The sequence below is a fragment of the Kitasatospora sp. NPDC041988 genome (assembly GCF_055588525.1).
Genome location: NZ_JBVJCO010000052.1, coordinates 48135 through 66209, shown reverse-complemented (window position 1 = coordinate 66209; position 18075 = coordinate 48135). Strand labels below are relative to the sequence as shown.

Sequence of the window (18075 nt, the reverse complement as noted above, 5' to 3'; positions counted from 1 at the left end):
AACATGCACACGACACGCGAGTCAGCCTGAACGACTCTGTACCCACGAACGGGCGACACCAGATCATCCAGAAACGGACTTAACGTCCTCTGAGGGAGTGGACCTCGGCGTGGTGGACGAGTCGGTCGATCATGGCGGCGGCGACGGTCTCGTCGCCGAAGGTCTCTCCCCAGCGAAGGGCTTGTTCGAGGTGACGATCACACTTGCCCGTTCGTATCTGTTCGATATGAGCTGGAAGAACAGGTTCGCGGCCTCGGCCTCGAACGGGATGTATCCGACCTCGTCGATCACGATCAGCGGGTAGCGGCCGAGCTTGACCAGCTCGTCCTGGAGTCGGCCGCTGTGGTGGGCGGCGGCGAGCCGGTCGACCCACTGGGCGGCTGTGGCGAACGCGACGCGGTGTCCGGCCTGGCAGGCCCGGACCGCGAGCCCGGTGGCGAGGTGGGTCTTGCCGGTCCCGGGCGGACCGAGGAACACGACGTTCTCCTTGCCCGCTATGAAGTCCAGTGTTCCCAGGTGGGAGAGTTGTTGGCGCGTCAGGCCGCGCAGATGGGTGACATCCAGTTCTTCGATCGTCTTGATCGCGGGGAAGCGGGCGGCGCGGATACGGCCCTCGCCGCCGTGGCTGTCGCGGGCGGAGACCTCGCGCTGCAGACAGGCGACGAGGTATTCGGTGTGGGTCCAGGACTCGGCCTGGGCGCGTTCGGCCAGGCGTTCGGCGGCGTCCAGCAGGGCGGGTGCTTTCATCGCGCGGGCGAGGAAGGCCAGGTCAGAGGCGGTTTGCCGACCGGTCCGGGCCGTGGACGCGGTGTCCGGGGCTGCGGGGGCGGTGGTGCGGGCCATCAGGTGTCCTCTTTTCCGGCGCCGCCCTCGATGAGGGTGAACATGCGGTCGTAGGTGCCCAGTTCGCGTTGCTCGACTTCGATTCCCAGGCTGTCGGGGGCCAGGGCCGCTGCGCGGGCGGTGGCCGCGCGGGCGGCCTTGTGGCGCCAGACCTCGCCGCGCAGAACGCTGGCCGCGGCGGCGTGGTCGGGGTCGGTGATGGACTGGTGTCTGGCCCAGCAGCGGGCGTGTCGGGCGACGACGACGTCGCCGGCGACGGCGGTGACCTCTTCGTTGTCGGCGCGGATCATGACGGTGTGCCCGATGGCGCGCGGGTGGACGGAGTAGTCGTTGGTGTCGACGCGGATGTAGTGGTCGCGGCCGATGCGGGTGTGCGACTGGGTCGAGCGCTGGCACGCCGGATCGGGGCCGGAAGCGCTTTCGGGGTTTCTCCGGGCCTGGTGCGCGGCGGATGCCGGGAGCGTACGGCGGTTGGCCGCCAGCCCCAAGGGGGTGGCGGCCGACCGGTGGGGCGTGGGGTGGTGGAAGCCCGTCGCCGGGGGGACGGTCAGGACGGCCAGCGCGGCGAGGTGATCTTGCGCTGCAGGTCCATGAGCTTTTCGGGGATGCTGTCCCAACGGGCGCGCTGGGCGTCGCTGCCGAGGTGTTCCACCCCGGAGTGGTAGATCTGTGAGGCGGCGAGGCAGGCCCATGCGACCTCACTCTTGGTCGTGCAGCTGTGGTCCATGTCGGCTTTGAACATCGTGTCGACCTGGCGCTTGATCGCCCGGCCCTGGTCGCTGTCGCCGATATCGCCGTCGAGGAGGAAGTCCTCGGCGTTGCGGTAGCCGAAATCGTGGTGGGCGCACGGCATCTTGAAGTCGAAGACGGCGAAGCCGGCGAAGTCCATGACGTCCGGGGCGGGCCTGTTGCAGAAGTCCGCATCGAAGGTGAATTTGAAGCGGTCCCAGGCTTTGTTCGAGAGGCGGCTGGCGTTGCGGGTGCGGTTCCAGGCGATGCGGGAGGCGGGGTCGGTCTTGATGAGCTCGTTGAAACGGTCCGTCTTCTCCTGCAGGGTCGCGGCTTGGGTGGTGGGGGCGCCGAGGCTGGTCCACTTGTCGCCGGTGCCGGTGTAGTGGAAGACGGTGCGGTGGTCGGGGGAGAGGCCGTAGACGCGGTCGGCGGCTTCGGTGAATGTGGCGCCGGGCCCGCCGATCCGGTTCCACTTGCCGTTGCCGTTGTGCTTGTAGAGGTCACCGGTGGCGGGGTTCGTCGCGTACAGGGTGTTCCCGCTGTAGAGCCGGCCGGCCGCGTCGCCGACGTGCTTCCACTTCCAGGGGGTGCCGGTGTACTCCATGACGGCGCTCTTGTCGGGGGCGAGTCCGTAGAGGTTGCGGTCGGTGGCGGTGAACGTGCTGCCGGGCCCGCCGATCTCCGTCCAGTCGTTCTTGGAGCGGTTGTACTGCTGGATGTTGCCGGTGGCGGGGTTGGTGGCGTAGAGGTTCTTCCCGCCGTAGATCTGGCCGGCGGGGCCGCCGACGGGCTTCCAGGCGGTGGGGTTCTTCGGTGTGCCGGTGTACTCCCGGACGGCACTCTTGTCGGGGGCGAGTCCGTAGAGGTGGCCGTCGGCGGTGACGAAGTTCGCGCCGGGGGTGCCGATCCTGGTCCACCCGCCGTAGTCAGCCGCTTCCTCGAGGGTCGGCCGGTACTGCCAGATGTCCCCGGTGGTGCCGTCGGTGGCGTAGAGGATGTCGGGTCCGGCGTACAGGTTCTTGACGGGGCCGCGGATCTGCAGCCACTCCGTGCCCAGGCCGGACCACTCGTAGACGGCCGAGTGGTCGGCGGCCAGGGCGTAGACGTTGTTCTTGGTGGCGACGATGTCGGCCATGGTCACGGTCGTGTCGGTCTTCTTCTGGGCGGGCTTGCCGCGGCCGGCGGCGTTGGCGCTCACGCTGAGGGCGAGGACACCGATGAGGAGGAGGCAGAGCATCCGGATGGCGCCGTGGATGGGCTGCCACCGGCTCGTGCGGGCGGGGCGTTGGGGGCTCGGCCGGTCGTCTGTGGGCATGACGGGGTTCATGGGGGATCCCTTTCAGGGTGTTGAGGTGATGTGGACGTGGCCGGCTGGCAAGGAGCCGGGGCCGGTCAGAAGGTGAAGACGATGGGGAGGGGCAGGACCCACAACCGGTAAGAGGTCCGACGGACAGACGTGCGGGTGGCGCCGAGGGTGGCAGCGGCGGCGGTCGGCGGCCCGTCGACGGGGGCGGCCGGGGCCGACGCCGGCGCAGATGGCACGGAGACGGCCGACAGGGAATCGCGGGCCGCCGGGACCGCCGTGGTGGCACTCGGCTTCGGCACCGCGGTCGTACCCGGCTTCGGGCGCGGCGTAGTGGTCGTAGTCGGCTTCGGCGTGGTGGTGGTCGTGCTCGGTTCGGGCTTCGGCGTCGCGGTGGTGCTGGGCTTGGGCGCCGGCGCGGGTGGGGGTGTCTTCGGGGTGGTGGTGCTCGGCTTCGGGGCCGGCGTGGTGGTGCTCGGTTTGGGTGTCTGCGGGGTGGTGGTGAGGTTTCTGTAGCGGAGCGGGACATAGCTGCTGGGGAAGTAGCCGGCGATCTTGTAGTCGTGGATGTTGGCTCCGGCCTTGCTGGCCTGCCTGCCGGGGCGCGGCTCGCTGTAGTAGAAGAAGTCGCCCTTGGCCTTGTCTGTCCAGCCGCCGAACAGCAGGGCATGGCTCGTCGTGTTGACGAGGGCGTCACCGGGCTCGAGCTCGTTGACGGAGATCCGCTTCGCAACGGTGGACAGGGTCCAGGTGGACAGGCTCGTCCTCAGCTGCCAGGCCATGGACACGAAACCGGAGCAGTCCCGCCGGTAGGAGCCGCCGGTGGCCCCGTCCTTCCAGCCCGATGTCTGGCTGTACGGGACTTTCTGGTCGACCCAGGACTTGGCCCGGGCGATGATCTGCTCGCGGGTGACCGGCCCGCCGGGGGCCGCCTGCTTGCCGATGGTTCCGGTCGATTCGGACGTGGCGTAGTGATTGTCGACGCTGGCCTGGGCGGGGATGACGGCCAGGCCGACGGCCAGGACCAGCCCGGTCAGGGCCGCGATGGCTTTGGGCCGGCGTATGAACGGCTCTTTCACGGTGGTCCCTTCGCTGCGGTGGATTCCGCTGTCCTGGTTGGCGGAAGCGGTGGAACACCACGCTGGAACCTGATCTGATTATCCGTTGGGGCGTGATCGCATCAGTGCAGGTCAGCGGGCCGGGGAGGCCGGACATCCGCGAACTTGCGCGAACTTCCGCGAACATGCCGGCTACGGAAGGGGGAGAAGTGAACCGACCAGGGCGCCTGCCGGGCCCGCTGAAAGGCCGCACCGCCGAAGCCAACGCACTCGCGCAGTTCCTGCGGGACCTGACGTCCGAGTACACGGTCAGCCGGCTGGAGGAGGGCTACGGCCTTAGCCGGAGTGTGTGGAGCGAGTACCGCTCCGGCCAGAAGATCATCCCGCTCGCGCGGCTCAACCAGATCATCGAGGACCGCTTCGCCCGCGACCCGCGCACCAGGGGACCCAAGCTCCAGGAAGCACGCCGACTGCACACTGCCGCGATTGCCGCCACCTCGGCCCCCACCCAGCTCCCGCCCCCGGACGCGGCCATCCCCGCGAACCGTCCGGCGGGAGCGGTCAAGGCCCCCGCACCCTCGTCGGACCCCACCGTCGGCGCTTTCGGTGCTGTTCCGGAGCCGGACGACCTCCAAGGCGAACCCGCCGCGTTATCTGCGGACGGCCCCGACTACCCGCCCGACGCCGTGGCCCCGGACGATGCGCCCGCGGCCCCACCTCAACCCGCCACACGGCTCTCATCGCCCCGGCCCGCAGGATCCGCCCCGGGCCAGAAGCCGCGGACCGACCGGCTCAGGCGCTGGAGAACACCCGCACAGTGGGCAGCGCTGGCAGCCCTGGTCGCGGTACTCGTCATCGCCAACCAGGCCGGGCGACCGAACGACCGGACCGACGCGTCCAGCCCTAGCCGTCCCACACAATCTGCCGGACCTGAGCCCCTCGCCACCGGCCCGGCAGAACCCGGCAAGGATCAGCCCGAGCCCGGAACATCACCGGATCCGGCAACGCCCGCCGCGGGCACGCCTGACGCAGTCACCATCGAGAAGCCTGCCGACGGCCCGATTCCCCGCTGCATCGACGTCTCCGGCCAGGGGCAACCCGCCCAGGGACATCAGCTGTGGATCGGCATGCGCGTCGACAAGGAATTCTTCCTCCTCAGACCAGTGAGCCAGGACAGCACGGCCGGTGCGGGCCGCTGGAGCGCCAAGTCTGTGACCGTGGGCTCCGAAGAGGGAGCCGGCACCGTCTACGTCATCGCAGTACTGGACGTCACGCCCGACCTGTCCACCACCCTGACCCGTCTCACGGTCGACGGCCAGCCTGACAACCTCTGGCGCATCGCGTTCCCCTCCTACCCCGCCGGAACGGTGATCAAGGCGGAGAGACCGCTCCATCGGAACACTACCGAGCAGGCTGCCTGCTAGGACGACGCCGAAGTAGGACGCCGCTGTCACCCAGGCCTCCGGGACTGGTGAGCTCGCATGTTGAGGTGTCGCGAATTTGTGGCCGAGGCCAGCACTTCATGACACTGAGCTTGTCGTTTGACCTCCATTGATCATCTTCTGCGGCGTTCGGGTTCTCGCCTGTCTGTTCGCTATTGGTTGGTGACCAGGGCGAGTCCGACGTCATAGATGGGGGCTCGGCGGCGGTTGGGCCGGCCGGGTGGGCGCCCGGCACCGGGGCGGGAGGGTCTCGCAACGGCAGCTGGGCAGGGCAGGCGCGTTCGGATGTTGCGGAACCCGCGCCGGACCCGGGCGGGGCTGAGGCGTTCGACGGGCTGCGGTCTCTCCCAGGGCCGGCGGAGATCGGCGGACAGTGGCCTGGCGAGGCGGAGTTGGGTGTGGACGGCCAGGACCAGGGCGGTCCAACGGTCGGCCGCTGAGGGCTCGCGCAGCTTCGGGCGGGTCCAGCCGAGGTCCTGCTTCAGGAAGCGGAAGGTGTGTTCCAGGTCGAAGCGCCGTAGGAACGCGTGCCAGGCGGTGTCGGTGTCCGCGTCGGCGGGTGTGGGGTGGGAGTACCACAGCCAGACCGGTTTGGGGTGCCGCCGGAGGGCAGGTGGTCGACGTCGAGGCGGATCAGGGTGCCTTCGACGATGGGAAGTTGGCCCTGGTGGTCGCTCCAGGCGGAGCGTCGCCAGATGCGTGGATGCAGGCGGTGCCAGGTGCGGATGCGGGCGGTGCCGTAGCGGCGGGTGGTGTGCTCGGTGTCGCTGTCGGGATCGCGCCAGGTCGTAGGATCGGCCAGTGCGAACCGGGCTCCGTGACTGCGGGGTTGGCCACCCTTCGGGCCCACCCGGTAGTCGTCGGACACGGGATTGAAGAAGACGCGGTCGGAGCGCATCCGCACCACGATCTGGACGGGCAGGTCCCGCAGGAGGTGGGCCAGGCGCGGGCCGTCGTAGCCGGCGTCCGCCACGACCAGCACCGGCGGGTCGCCGATCTTCCAGTGCCCGGCGTTGAAGATGCCGCGCAGGACCTCACGCAATTGGGCGGCGGTGACGGCCGCCGTGTCCGCGCCGGGTTCCAGACGTGTGGCGTCCAGCAGGGCCGTCCACGAGGTCGAGCCCGACTCCAGGGCGGCGACAAAGGAGTAGGGCCATCCGGGCACCATCTCGTGCGTGTTCTCGCGCCGGCCGTAGGTGTGGCAGAAGGAACGGCCGTCGCTGGTGTTGGCGTCCGGCCGCAGCCAGGCGGACACGTCGACGGCGAGCACGATCCGCCCGCCCGGGCCACGCGGCACGCTTCGGGCCGCGATCGCGCACCGCAGCCGGTCAGCGTCGAGGTCTCCCCGGTTCAAGGCGGCGTACAGGGAGGCGTGGGAGCGCCGGTGCTCGGGCGCCAGGGCCAGCTCGACCAGGGCACGGACCGGACCCTCGACGCACAGCAGGGCATCCGACAGCTCGAAGAGCGCGTCCGCGCGGCGGGGCATCGCGGCGTACAAGTCCATTCGAAAGGAGGACAGTTCCGAGATTGCCTGCTGGCGAACCGCTTCAGGGACCACAATCGACACCGACGGCCTCCGGCTCTGTTGTGCGACTCGACATCACACAGCGTGAGACGGAGGTCGTCGCTTTGTCCGGCAGATCCCCATGTGGGTGACCAGCTCGAACAACCTCGAGTCGATCATCGAAGGTCAAACGACAAGCTGAGTGGCTGTTGTCGTTCCGATCTTGAGCGGTGCTGGTCGAACAGGGGTCTCGTTCGGGTGATCGCGGCGGACGCCGGGCATGAAGACAGGGCCTCTTGGTAGCTCGTTAGGTGTCTACGCCAACAAGCGATCCAGGAGGCCCTGTTGTCGCAGTTGTACGCCCTGGCTCCGGCCGGGTCCAGTTCGTTCACCCCATCGTGTGACTGCCTCGCGCACCGGTTCGGAAACGCCGCCGACAACGAAACGCGCGAGCGCCGCTACCCCACCGACATGACGGACGCTCAGTGGGCCGCGATCCGTCCGCTGCTGCCGGTGCCGGGCTGGCTGCAGGGACGCGGCGGCCAGCCGGAGGCGTACTGCCACCGGGCGATACTGGACGCGGTCCACTACCTGGTCGATAACGGAACCAAGTGGCGGGCCATGCCGGCCGACTTCCTACGCCGTGGGACCGGGTCTACGCCTTCTTCCGCCGCTGGCGCGACCACGGCCTGGTCGCCGAGTTCCACGACCGGCTGCGCGGGAAGGTCCGCGAGAAAGCGGGCCGGGACCCGGAGCCGAGCGCCGGGGTGATCGACTCCCAGTCGGTCAAGGCGGACGCCGTCGTCGGCTCCGCCAGCCGCGGCTTCGACGGCGGCAAGCTGATCAACGGCCGCAAGCGCCATGCGGTGGTCGACACGCTCGGCCTGCTGATCGCCGTGATGGTCACCCCCGCGGACACCGGCGACCGCGCCGCCGCGCAGACCCTGCTGGCACAGGTCACCGACGCGCACCACCGGCTGGAGCTGGTCTGGGCCGACGGCGGCTACACCGGCAGCCTGATCGCCCACTGCCTGACCGCCCTGGCCCTGGTGCTGGCGATCGTCAAACGCAGCGACGACATGCGCGGCTTCGTGGTGCTGCCCAAGCGGTGGGGAGCGGTTCTTCGCCCACCTGATGCGCACCCGCCGCCTGGTGCGCGACTTCGAGCGGACCACCAGCAGCGCCGAGGCGATGGTCTACTGGTCGATGACCCTGCTCATGACCCGCCGCCTGGCCCGGCCACGTCCCGCGCGAGTGTGAACTGCCCAGGCGCGGGCTCGGCCAGCCAGTCGCGGGCCACCAGCCGCTTCGCCTTCGACCGCAACGCCTCCACCTTCGCCGGCACCACCTCCATGCCGAACGTGGCGGCCATCTCCTGGCAGGTCAGCGGACCTTGACCGAGCCGCTCGCGGTCGGCAGGACCCGCAGGATGCGCTGATAGTCCACCGACAGCACCGACCAGGCCAGCCCCGCGCGCCACATCGGCACCACCGACTTCGGCTTCGCCACTGCCTTCGTCGGCTCGGGCCGCACCAGCCGCTGATCCGGATGCCGCAGGTCCCGGGAGGCATCCGGGTCGGCGATACCGTCGCCGTCCGGAGCCAGCACCTCGCCGACCCGCGAGCGGGCGATGACCCACTCCTTCCATTCCCGCTCGGCCACGACCAGCTCGGCCGCGATGCGGTCGGCCTCCTCCCGCAGCTCGTCCACACGACGACGAGCTGTGACCTCGCGCTGTTCCAACAGCCCCACAACCGACGGCATCCCCGACCTCCACCGCAGCGACGGCACGACACGTCACCACTTCCACGAGACCGCTGGCCCTACGCCCGACCAGCGAAAACGCAGTTCTCAAGCCCGGAAAGAGAACAACTTCTAACCACCGCGGCCATCCTCACGATCGCCGACAAGTTCCTCCAGGCCCGAGACGAAGTCGAAGCCGCAACCTACCTCCAGCCGCTCGTCGACGAGGCCGCGGCCATCAACCACGCCGTCAGCTACCCCCTCCGCCGACAAGTCGGCACGTCTTTCCCCCTCCAAGTGGTCCTTGGTGGCCACCGCCAAGCACTCGACGGCCAGGCCACCCACGAAGAGATCATCGAACGGCACGACGCCGACCTTGCCCGAGCAACGCAGTCGCTTAACTCTTGACGGCCTCTGCGATCTGCAGGGCGGCCTGGGCGGGCGTGAGTTGCGTGGTGTCGACGACCTCGGCCTCGGCGTGCAGCCATGTGCGGGCCGCCTCGGCGTAGGGCTCGAGATACTTGAGGCGGAACGGGGAGTTGGGGCCAAGAACAGTGTCCCCGGCGATGCGTCCGCGTAGGGTGTCCTGGTCGGCGTGGAGTACGAAGTGCCGTACGGGAATGGCGTGTTGGGCGAGGCCAGTGTTGATCTCGCGCCAGTACTGCTCGACCAGGACAGTCATGGGTATCACCAGAGTGCCGCCGGTGTAGTCGAGCACGCGGCGGGCGGTCTCGACTACGAGCGGTCGCCACGGCGGCCAGTGCTGGAAGTTGTCCGTCGCGGGCAGCCCCGGCGTGATGTCCATGAGTGTCTCGCCGACCTTCTCGGCGTCGAACACCCGTGAATCCGGGATCAGCTGCTGCACGAGTGCGCTGGTCGTCGTCTTGCCCGCGCCGTGGGTGCCGTTGAGCCATACGATCATGAGCCCGACGCTAGCGCTTTGCGGGCGGTGGGAACCAGCACGGCAGCGATCTGGGACGGGATCGGTGCATTTCAGGGTGGTGCTGCCAACCACCAAGATCAGGTGCCACCGATCTCGAAGGGTCACACCGGCGCAGCATGCGTGTTCCTGCCGGTGACAACAAGCCTGTCCGGGTGACAACTAACGTGTCCCGGCACAGTGGCCAACTACCGCGCAAAGTCACAGCCTCTGAGGTTGCTTCTGGAGGCTGCTACTGCCGGTTGCTACTGGGGCTTGCTACTCGGGGTTGCGTCAGGCGGTGCCGCCGGAAGCGGCGTTTCAGCAGCTCAGAGCCCGTTTGTCCATAGGTCGGCGGGAGCCGACTACTTCTCCCTGGGCACCTCGTCGGTGCTGGGTGAAGTCCGGGCACCGGAGTCGGCCGCAGGAGAAGGAGAGCAGGGGAGTAGGCGCGCAGAGCAGGAGCGGAGACGAGATCCCGGCAACCTGATGCTGCGCGCCGACGGCGTCCGTGGTTGCCGCTGCGCGGTGGCCCGGCGGCCCCGCTTCGCGGCGCCACCGGCCGGGAGGAGGAGCGAGGAGGAGGGCTGGGGCAGGTGTATCGGCCGGGTATTGGGCCGACGGGCTGGCGCCACCGGTCAAAGCACCGCTGGCCCGCTCCCTCGAAGGGGAGCGGGCCGACGGGCACAGAACCCCGGGGCCGTCAGGGGATGACGATGGAGAACGCCTGGTCCGCCTAGACACCGGTCTTTCCGGTGATGACGAGGAAGGTGTCGGTGCGGCCGCCGCAGACGGGGTCCGGCCACATTGAGATGCGGATGCTGTACTCGAAGGACGTGTACTGGAGGGTCGCGACGGGGACGAGCCTGGTCACGTCAACGTCCTTGTCCTCCAGTTCGACGCAGTACCTGCCGACGCTGACGCTGCCGTCCGAGTTGACCACGGCGGCCGCCTGCGCGTAGGGGGCGACCGTCTTCGTCGCCCCGGCGGGAGCCGCCACCGCCACCCCGGTCCACACTCCACCCGCGACCAGGCCCAGCACCGCGCCCGACCACGCCACCGCGCGGACCCTCTTGTTCTGGAACATGCGAATTCCTCTCCCCGGCCAGCGTTACCCGGCATCGACAAGCCCGGACAGCAAAGACCGTACGGATGCGCACAAATGCCAGGCCCCACGGGGCAAACCACCCGCAGGAGCGGCAGTGGAGCTACGCCCGGGGCGCGTCGCACCACTCACGAGCCCCCGGGCGCCCGCGAGCATGGGGCCGGGAAGTCCGACCGAAGGCGTGACGGCAGGTCAGGGCTTGGGGAAGCTAATCCAATGCGGTCAGAGCACCAGGCCGCTCCCGCCTGCTGGTCTACAGCTCGGTCCACCCGCACGCCCGCCCGCCCCGGCTGCCGAGCGGGTGCCAGATCGGCGCGGCCGGGCCGCGCTGGACCAGGTCCTCGATCCGGGCGGCGCCGGCGGGGACGGCGGCCAGCATTTCGGCGGTGGCGGGGCTCTCCTCGGCGGCGATGCGCAGGTCCGCCACCGCCGACCGGACCCCGGCGGCCGCGGTGCCGACCAGGACCACCAGCAGCCGCGGGAAGGAGCGCCAGCGCCGTTCCCATGCCCGTCCCGATCCGCCCTCGCCCGCCTGCTCCCACACCCCGGCGCAGGCCGCCAGCTGTGCCGCGGTCTGTTCGTCTCCGGCGCCGGGGCGGTGGCGCTCGATGAACGCCTGCAGCCGGTGCCGGTCCTCGCCGGTGCCTGCGGTGTAGGCGAGGTGGGCGGCGGGCCGGTACATCCCGCCGCCGGCGGGCAGCTCGGGGGCGGGGAGGAGGTCGAGCGGGCCGCAGGCCTCGCCGCGGGCGCGGGCGTCGGTGACGAAGGCGGCGTGGATCCGGCCGACGTCGAGCAGGTGCTCGCGCCCGTGCCCCACCGCCGGCTTCTGGTCGCCGGACACCGGGGCGCTCGGGCGCAGCACCTCGGGGAAGGTGGCCGTCACGGCGGAGCCGGCCGCGGTGAGGTGCCAGGCCTTCGCCCGGCCGGCCTGCGGCAGGGTCACGAAGTCGGCCAGGCCCTCGGCCTGGAGCCGCGTCAGCCGCTTCTGGGTCTGCTTGATCCCGGCTGCGCCGCCGTGCAGTTGGTGGAGCTGCTCGGAGGTCGCCAGGGTGAAGCGGTGAAGCGTCACCAGGACGTCGTGGTCGGTCTCCAGATCCCCGTTCACGTAGGTGCTCCCTCATTTCGAGCGCGGGCATCTCCCGTGCTCGGAGAATGGAACCCCATGAAACTCACCGGATTTCTCACCATCAAGGTTGGTTGGTCATAACGATTTGATAACTCACGCTGCCAAGGTATCCCCCGTTCTTACCGGTCCGAAATGCGGTCCGCAATCCAGTCCGCTAACCAGTCCCTGCCCTGTGCCTCTCGTGGGCCTGGCTGGCATGCCTCTGACCTGCATGGACGGCCCATCAAGGCAGCCGGTGAGTTTCCTTGGCGGCCTATCAAGGAAACTCACCGGTGCATTGGTGGCACTTGTTAGTTTGCCGGACGGCTTCCGTTCCCCCTACCGTTTCCCCTTCCATGCCTCCTACCGGACCTCTCGCGCCCAAAGCGGAAGAACGGGCACGTCAGGGCCCGGATTCGGGGCCCGGCCGGGGTCTGACATCCCTCTTCTCCCGTCTTTTTGCTTTTGGTTTTGGCTTGTGTCGTCTGTTCGGTTCGGGATGTGCGCCTGCGGCGGGCTTTTCTCGTTTCTTCGCGTCCGGCCGGGGCCGTCCGCGCGAGTGGTGGAGGGCGGCGCCGGGGCCGCAGAAGAGGGGAGTGGAGCAGGGCGCGGCGCGCGGGCTGGCAACGGGCTCGACGGCTGCCGCAGCGGCCGGACGTCCAGGCCGAAGTCGAGCGTGTCCTGTTCGCACTGACCTGATCGCGCTGCGCCGTGCCGCGTTCCGTCGCTGCCGCGGTTTCGCGCGGGGGACAACCCGTCGCGTCCGCCGCTCCGCCCCACCTCCCGGTCCGTCCTGCTGGACGCCCCTGCCACATCCGATGGGCTCGGGCGAACGCAGCGCCCGCCCCGGCCGTCCCGCCCGCGTCCGTCCGGCCGGGTCGCCGGCCGCTGACGGTCGTGGGCGCGGGCTGGCCGGGCCCGGTGTGGCCGTCGCGTGTCTTCGGTGGCTGCGAATTCCGTTGGTGGGATGGCCTGTTGGTCTACTACACTGGTGGTGTGGTCCTCTTTTGGGAGGTCTGCTTTTATGAATGGCCCCGACCATGGTCGGGGCCTTCGTCGTTCCCTGCGCCTGCCGCCTCTCCGCGGCTCGTCCGGTGCGGGCCGGCGGGAGCCCAGCCGAGTGGTGTAGCCGCACGAGGCGTCTGGGGGCGAGGGACCGAGGGAACAGTCTTCCGATAGGTCATGAGTACCGGAGGAGTTGGTATGGCGCTCGCTGTCACCCTCAAGAGCCGTGACGCGATTCCCGGCACGGTCGCGTACCAGGTGTGGTCATATCAGGTGTCGGGCACACCGGGCGAGTTGCCGAAGGACCAGCGGATCGCTCTAGGGCTGCCGATGGACATCGACGTGCGCGATCCGAGTGAGTACCCGACCGTGGCCGCGCTGGCGGGAACGTTCGTCGAGGACGATCCGAACGGCGTTCGCCAGTATGTCGGCCGCACCGTGGGGACGGCGGGTTCCGCGGTCATCGCGTTCGTCGCTCCCTCGACGGACGCGACCTGCGAGGTCATCCTGGTGAAGGCCCCCTCGGGTCAGGCGTGGGTCGCTCTGCCGTTCACCACGCTCGGTTCGTCGCCCAGCCACGTCCAGGTGCTTCCGGCGCCGCGGAAGGGCCCGGCCGTGTTCAACGGCCGGGCGCTGTCCGACTTCCGGGGCACCCTGCCGTACGCCAGCGAGGTGGTCGGCGTCTACCAGCCGCTGGTGGGGTGGCTAGGGGCGCTGAGCGCGATGCGGGCGGCCGAGCGCGGGGGCGGCCGGCCGGTGCCCAGCCGGGAGGCCTTCTCCAGTGACGCCGCGTTGACCCTCGACGACGGCGATTTCGCCGACCTGGCCGAACGGGCCCAGGCGGTCCCGGGTTCGGTGTCGCCGATCGGGATGGTGAACCTGTTCCGCCAGTACTTCTTCGAGTTCGACAGCTTCCTCGGTAGTCCCGCCGGTCATCTGTGGCTCAGCCCGGGGGGCACGGTCGAGCTCGTCGAGACCAGCACCCGCCGCACCCTGGTCGAGAAGACCGCCGAACTCTCGGAGGAGACCACCCGCCAGACCGAGGAGAGCCTCAGCAGCCAGGACGACGTGGCCGACGCCGTGAAGGAGTCGAACGCCAACGACACCAAACTCGGCGTCAGCGCCACGGGCGGCGTCAACGCACCGATCTACCACGCCGAGGCCAGCGCCAACTTCAGCACGGACAGCACCGTCAGCAAGTCCTCCGAGGCGACCCACAAGCGCTCCCGCAGCCAGAGCGCGAAGGTGAGCAGCCAGATCAAGCGGAACTTCAAGACCACGTTCAAGACGGTCACCGAGACAACGGACACGTCGAGCCGCCGCTACGTCGTCCAGAACACGACCGCGAACCTGGTCAACTACGAGTTGCGGCGAAAGATGCGCAAAGTGGGGGTTCAGATCCAGCACATCGGCTCGCGGCTGTGCTGGCAGGTCTACCTGGACGATCCCGGCGCCTCCCTTGGGCTCGGCGAACTCGTCCACGTGGTCACCGCGCCCGACGTGACCGGCATCAAGAGGCCGGAACCGCCCCCCGTGCCGCAGGCCAAGGTCGTCGAGTTCACCGGGCAGTTCCCCATCCTGAAGTACCCGGGGACCAAGGACGGGCCCGACGAGGAGAACGCGGACTTCGTGTTCCTGGAGGGCCCGCCGCACGAGCCTCCCATCCAACCGGACGAGCCCAAGGGTCTGATGAGCTACGACCGGGCCCACCACATCATCGCCGAGGCGCCTTTCACCGCCGGGCCGCCGGCTCCCGGCTACACGCTGGCGGTGGCAGCGGTGAAGTCCGCCCAGTCAGGCGGGAAACCCTGCAAGTTCGTCGCCCAGGAGTGCAAGATCGAGAACGCCGCCACGGGCCAGTTCCGGGTGATCGCGAAGTCCCTCAACGTCGGTGACATGAACGTCATCGACCTGACGTTCACCCTGACCTGGAATCCCCCGGCGGCCGCGCAGGATCCGGCGCAGACCCAGTACCTCGCGGACCTGGTCGCGTACGAGGAGCAGGTCGGCCGTGCCCAGCGCGAGGCGTACGCCGTCGCCGTACGCGAGCGCCTGAAGCTGATCAGTTCCGTGCGGCCCCGTTCGGCCGACGACCTGCGGACCGAGGAACGCCACAGGGTCTACCGGCAACTGCTTGACAAGATCACTCCACTCTTCGACGACGCGCACTTCAACGCCGAGATGCTCGCCCAGACCTTCGACGTGGACGAGATGCTCTACTTCGTGGCGCCGGACTACTGGAAGCCGCGCCCGGACCTCGGCGACATCGGCAGGAACTCGCTCAGCCGGAACCCTGTACCGAGGCCCCCGTGGCTCCCGCAGCCTCCCGAGCCCGGTACCTGCTGGGTGGACCAGCTCGCCGGTGAGACGGTGAGCGGCTGGTACACCCGGACTGGGAAGAGCCCGGACCCGCAACCTCAACCGCCCGCCGGGGCGGCGGCGTCCGACCCGTGCGATCCGCACCCCGAGTGGCGGCTGAACTACCTGATCACCGAGGAGACCCTCCCCGCCCCCGTGGGCAGCTCACTGGGCTGGCGCATCCAGATCGACGGCGACCCGCGGCGCAACGAATTCCTCAACGCGGCCTGGGTCAAGGCAGTGTTCCCGGTGCGGCCCGGTCACGAGCTCCAGGCGATCCAGTGGCTGGACAGCACCGTCGAGGGACATGCCTCACTGGGGCGTCCCTATCCCTTCAACCCGAGCATCGACCCGCCGGAGTACCAGAACAAGTCGGTCGGCGAGGTGCTGAAGCTGCTCGCGCAGAAGCTGGCGGTCACCAACACCGACCCGGCCATGACGGTCGCTGCGGAGAAGGTCTTCGAGACCGGCTTCGATCCGCTCGCCGGTGGCTTCAAGCCCGCTCAGCCGTACCAGATCTTCGACCAGTGGGTCGAAGTGCTGCCGACGGACCAGATCGTCGCGGTGCCGGTGAGTTACGACCCGAAGACGGGCCAGCAGCTGTGAGGCCGGGGCCGCCCGCCGCCGGCCGGCGGCCGCTCGTCTTCGGGTGCTGAGCGCATGGCGACCACCCGCTTCGTGCACGCCACGAGGGGCACGTCCAGCGGTGCGTTCGACACGGCCGCCAAGCCCGCACGCTCGGTCGCGGCAGCGCTCAAGGCTGCCGCGGCCGGTGACACGGTCGTCATCCTGGACGCCGCCACGTACTTCGAGGACGAGCTGGTCATCGACAAGCCCCTGACGCTGACCAGCGCCTTCCTGCAGGCCCGTCCCCAGGCCGATCCGAGCGACCCGGGCTTCGACGTCAGGTCGCTGCCCACGCTCGCGCCGAAACCGGGCGCCAGGCACCGCGTGCTGCGGGTGTCCGGCGCCCCCGGCCGACCGCTCGGGCCGGTGGTTGTCAGCGGCCTGCGGGTGGCCCAGGGCCGGGCCGTCCACGCGCCCGGCGGCTCGGATCCGGCCCTCGGCGCGGGAGGGGGTATCGCGATCGTCGACACCGACGACGTCCGCATCGAACGGTGCGTGGTGTCCGGCTGTCAGACGGAGGCCGCGGCGCTTCCCGCCTGGCCGGAGTCCGACCGCGCCGCGCTGCGCAAGGACCTCGTCGACCTCGTGGACACCATCGTCCCGCCCTTCGCCGAGCTGGCGCTCAATCTCGCGATCGGCCTGGCGAACACGTTGATCCGCAACCTCCCCGGCGGGATCGCACCCATCCCGCCCTTCGACCGGACCGTCGTCAAGGACATGATCGGTACGGAGTTCGACGCGCACATCCCACCCGGCAAGGGCGTCAACTGGCTGGCCGGCCAGGCCTTCGGCGGCGGCATCGCCACCGTCTGGTCGAGTGCCGTGATCCGCAACTGCCGGATCCAGGGCAACCACGCGCAGGGCCGGGGATCGGGCCTCGCGGTCGTCGGGTACGGCTGGCCCACGGTGGAGAACTGCTGGATCGACCAGAACCGCAGCGGTGACCGGGGACGCCTGGACGGAGGCGGGATCGGGGCGGAGATCTCCCTGCCCGGCAAGCTGTCCCGGGACCTGAGCGAGGTCGAACTGGTCCGCTTCCTCCGCAGCAAGGCGTCGGCGGCCCGTGCCGCCCTGGCGTCGGTGCCGCTCCCCGGCCCGCTAGACCTGATGAAGTTCGCCCAGTGGCTCCTCGACCCCACCCAACCCCCCGTCATCACCGACAACGCCCGGCGGCTGGTGCTGTTCCTGAGCAACGGCCACCGCGAACCGGAGCAGCTGTTCCGGGAGTTCTTCTACGTGTTCGCCGCGACGGCACTTGCGCTGGGCCGGTGGGACGCCTGGAACGAGGACGAGATCAAGGCGGCCCGCAGCCGCTCGGTCACCGTCCGGAAGTCGAGGATCACGCGCAACGCCTGCGGCGACGACGGGGGAGGCATCTACTGCTCGGTGCTCTCGCGGATCGCGGTCGCCGACTGCCGGATCGACGGCAACAGCGCCCCCGGCATGGGCGGCGGCGTCCGGCTGTCCATGGGGTCCGCGGGGACCTTCACCGGCTGCACCGTCGACCACAACGCGTCCGGCACCCGGCCCGGCGTGCAGATGTCCACGGCCCGACCCGCCTCGTCCGTCAAGGTCGGCCCCTTCACGATCGACCGACCGGCCAAGCCCTCCGTCCCCGTGGCGACGCCGGGCGGGGGCGGCATCTCGGTGCGGAACGCGGACCTCACCCTGACAACGACCATGATCGGGACCACGCCCGGCGGGCCGAGCGGCAACATCACCAGCGACCACCCCGGTGGAGGACTCCTGGTGTTCGCGGACACCGAGGGCGACATGGCCGGCTTCCCCGACCTGTGGACCACCATCCAGCACGAGGTCTTCGAGGTGCGCCGCATCCGGGTGACGGTGGCCGAGAGCTGCCGAATCACGGGGAACGGTGCCGGATTCCGTACCGGTCCCACGCCGGTGGCCAAGCCGCTCTTCGCCAAGGGCGGGGGCGTCTTCGTCCTCCGGGGCGTCTTCCCCGACGCGCCCGCCGTCGAGCTCTCCATCGAGAAGGTCGCCACCACGGTCCGGGGCAACATCGCGCAGGTCCACCCGTACGAGTCGCGGGTGGTGCCGCATCTCGCCATCGCCGCGGCGCACGAGATCTGCATCCAGGACCTCAAGGACCGCAAGGAGTGGACCGAGACGAACGACTCGCCGCTGATCATCGCGGGTGCGCTGCAGTGGCCCTGACGCCGGAGCGTCCGTCGCCCGGACCTCCGCCCGCAATTTCGTGCCGCGGGGTGGACCGGAACCGCACCGGGGCCATCGTCACCTGTCGGCCGCGAGCGCGCCTCACCCACGTGGCACGCTCCAGTGTCAGGTGAATGCGTCAATCTCCCTACT

General features: G+C 69.7%; 11 protein-coding genes and 4 pseudogenes. 5 read left to right on the top strand and 10 right to left on the bottom strand.

Annotation, left to right across the window (positions count from 1 at the left end):
• Window positions 1-79 precede the first annotated feature (79 nt).
• The 4 genes and pseudogenes from istB to ACZ6NC_RS35340 all read right to left on the bottom strand — a co-directional run bounded on the left by istB (window position 80) and on the right by ACZ6NC_RS35340 (window position 3957).
• A pseudogene (gene istB / locus ACZ6NC_RS35355) lies at window positions 80-747 on the bottom strand (IS21-like element helper ATPase IstB).
• A gap of 95 nt (window positions 748-842) precedes the next feature.
• Window positions 843-1331 carry a Mu transposase domain-containing protein gene (locus ACZ6NC_RS35350; RefSeq protein WP_465737962.1) on the bottom strand — a complete coding sequence of 163 codons (489 nt, stop codon included), beginning with the start codon at window positions 1329-1331 and terminating at the stop codon, window positions 843-845.
• A gap of 59 nt (window positions 1332-1390) precedes the next feature.
• Entirely contained in the window at window positions 1391-2890 is a 1500-nt protein-coding gene (locus tag ACZ6NC_RS35345; protein ID WP_465737961.1) for a phospholipase A2, read from the bottom strand.
• Window positions 2891-2967: 77 nt separating this feature from the next.
• Window positions 2968-3957, bottom strand: a complete 990-nt coding sequence (locus ACZ6NC_RS35340; RefSeq protein WP_465737960.1) for an NlpC/P60 family protein — start codon at window positions 3955-3957, stop codon at window positions 2968-2970.
• 92 nt (window positions 3958-4049) lie between these two features.
• Here ACZ6NC_RS35340 and ACZ6NC_RS35335 point away from each other — a divergent pair, with 92 nt between their 5' ends.
• A complete protein-coding gene (locus tag ACZ6NC_RS35335) occupies window positions 4050-5360 on the top strand; it encodes a hypothetical protein (RefSeq protein WP_465737959.1) in 1311 nt (436 codons plus the stop codon).
• A 170-nt stretch (window positions 5361-5530) separates the two neighbouring features.
• Here ACZ6NC_RS35335 and ACZ6NC_RS35330 read toward each other — a convergent pair.
• Window positions 5531-6945: pseudogene (locus ACZ6NC_RS35330) on the bottom strand (NF041680 family putative transposase).
• Window positions 6946-7353: 408 nt separating this feature from the next.
• Here ACZ6NC_RS35330 and ACZ6NC_RS35325 point away from each other — a divergent pair.
• Window positions 7354-7653 (top strand): transposase, encoded by a 300-nt coding sequence (locus ACZ6NC_RS35325; protein WP_465737966.1) that lies wholly within the window; start codon window positions 7354-7356, stop codon window positions 7651-7653.
• Window positions 7650-7934: pseudogene (locus ACZ6NC_RS35320) on the top strand (transposase); the annotation flags it as partial. The gene ACZ6NC_RS35325 and the pseudogene ACZ6NC_RS35320, both read left to right, overlap by 4 nt.
• 164 nt (window positions 7935-8098) lie before the next feature.
• Here ACZ6NC_RS35320 and ACZ6NC_RS35315 read toward each other — a convergent pair.
• The 5 genes and pseudogenes from ACZ6NC_RS35315 to ACZ6NC_RS35295 all read right to left on the bottom strand — a co-directional run bounded on the left by ACZ6NC_RS35315 (window position 8099) and on the right by ACZ6NC_RS35295 (window position 11754).
• Window positions 8099-8646 (bottom strand): annotated as a pseudogene (locus tag ACZ6NC_RS35315) (hypothetical protein).
• 111 nt (window positions 8647-8757) lie between these two features.
• A complete protein-coding gene (locus ACZ6NC_RS35310; protein ID WP_465737958.1) occupies window positions 8758-8991 on the bottom strand; it encodes a hypothetical protein in 234 nt (77 codons plus the stop codon).
• Between the two features lie 31 nt (window positions 8992-9022).
• Window positions 9023-9547 carry an AAA family ATPase gene (locus ACZ6NC_RS35305; protein WP_465737957.1) on the bottom strand — a complete coding sequence of 175 codons (525 nt, stop codon included), beginning with the start codon at window positions 9545-9547 and terminating at the stop codon, window positions 9023-9025.
• 733 nt (window positions 9548-10280) lie between these two features.
• On the bottom strand, window positions 10281-10631 hold the full coding sequence (locus ACZ6NC_RS35300; RefSeq protein WP_465737956.1) for a hypothetical protein: 351 nt from the start codon (window positions 10629-10631) through the stop codon (window positions 10281-10283).
• A 271-nt stretch (window positions 10632-10902) separates the two neighbouring features.
• Window positions 10903-11754: a replication-relaxation family protein gene (locus ACZ6NC_RS35295; protein ID WP_465737955.1), complete on the bottom strand. Its 852-nt coding sequence runs from the start codon at window positions 11752-11754 to the stop codon at window positions 10903-10905.
• Window positions 11755-12957: 1203 nt separating this feature from the next.
• On the opposite strand from ACZ6NC_RS35295, the gene ACZ6NC_RS35290 reads away from it, so the two are divergent.
• Both ACZ6NC_RS35290 and ACZ6NC_RS35285 read left to right on the top strand, forming a co-directional pair.
• Window positions 12958-15723, top strand: a complete 2766-nt coding sequence (locus tag ACZ6NC_RS35290) for a hypothetical protein (protein ID WP_465737954.1) — start codon at window positions 12958-12960, stop codon at window positions 15721-15723.
• Window positions 15724-15777: 54 nt separating this feature from the next.
• Window positions 15778-17922 (top strand): right-handed parallel beta-helix repeat-containing protein, encoded by a 2145-nt coding sequence (locus ACZ6NC_RS35285; RefSeq protein ID WP_465737953.1) that lies wholly within the window; start codon window positions 15778-15780, stop codon window positions 17920-17922.
• Window positions 17923-18075: the final 153 nt, after the last annotated feature.

What these genes read in the sequence shown, in the direction of transcription:
- ACZ6NC_RS35285 (WP_465737953.1), top strand. Translation starts at nt 15,778, where the DNA reads ATGGCGACCACCCGCTTCGTGCACGCCACGAGGGGCACGTCCAGCGGT.
- ACZ6NC_RS35305 (WP_465737957.1), bottom strand. Translation starts at nt 9,547, where the DNA reads ATGATCGTATGGCTCAACGGCACCCACGGCGCGGGCAAGACGACGACC.
- ACZ6NC_RS35290 (WP_465737954.1), top strand. Translation starts at nt 12,958, where the DNA reads ATGGCGCTCGCTGTCACCCTCAAGAGCCGTGACGCGATTCCCGGCACG.
- ACZ6NC_RS35345 (WP_465737961.1), bottom strand. Translation starts at nt 2,890, where the DNA reads ATGCCCACAGACGACCGGCCGAGCCCCCAACGCCCCGCCCGCACGAGC.
- ACZ6NC_RS35325 (WP_465737966.1), top strand. Translation starts at nt 7,354, where the DNA reads ATGACGGACGCTCAGTGGGCCGCGATCCGTCCGCTGCTGCCGGTGCCG.
- ACZ6NC_RS35300 (WP_465737956.1), bottom strand. Translation starts at nt 10,631, where the DNA reads ATGTTCCAGAACAAGAGGGTCCGCGCGGTGGCGTGGTCGGGCGCGGTG.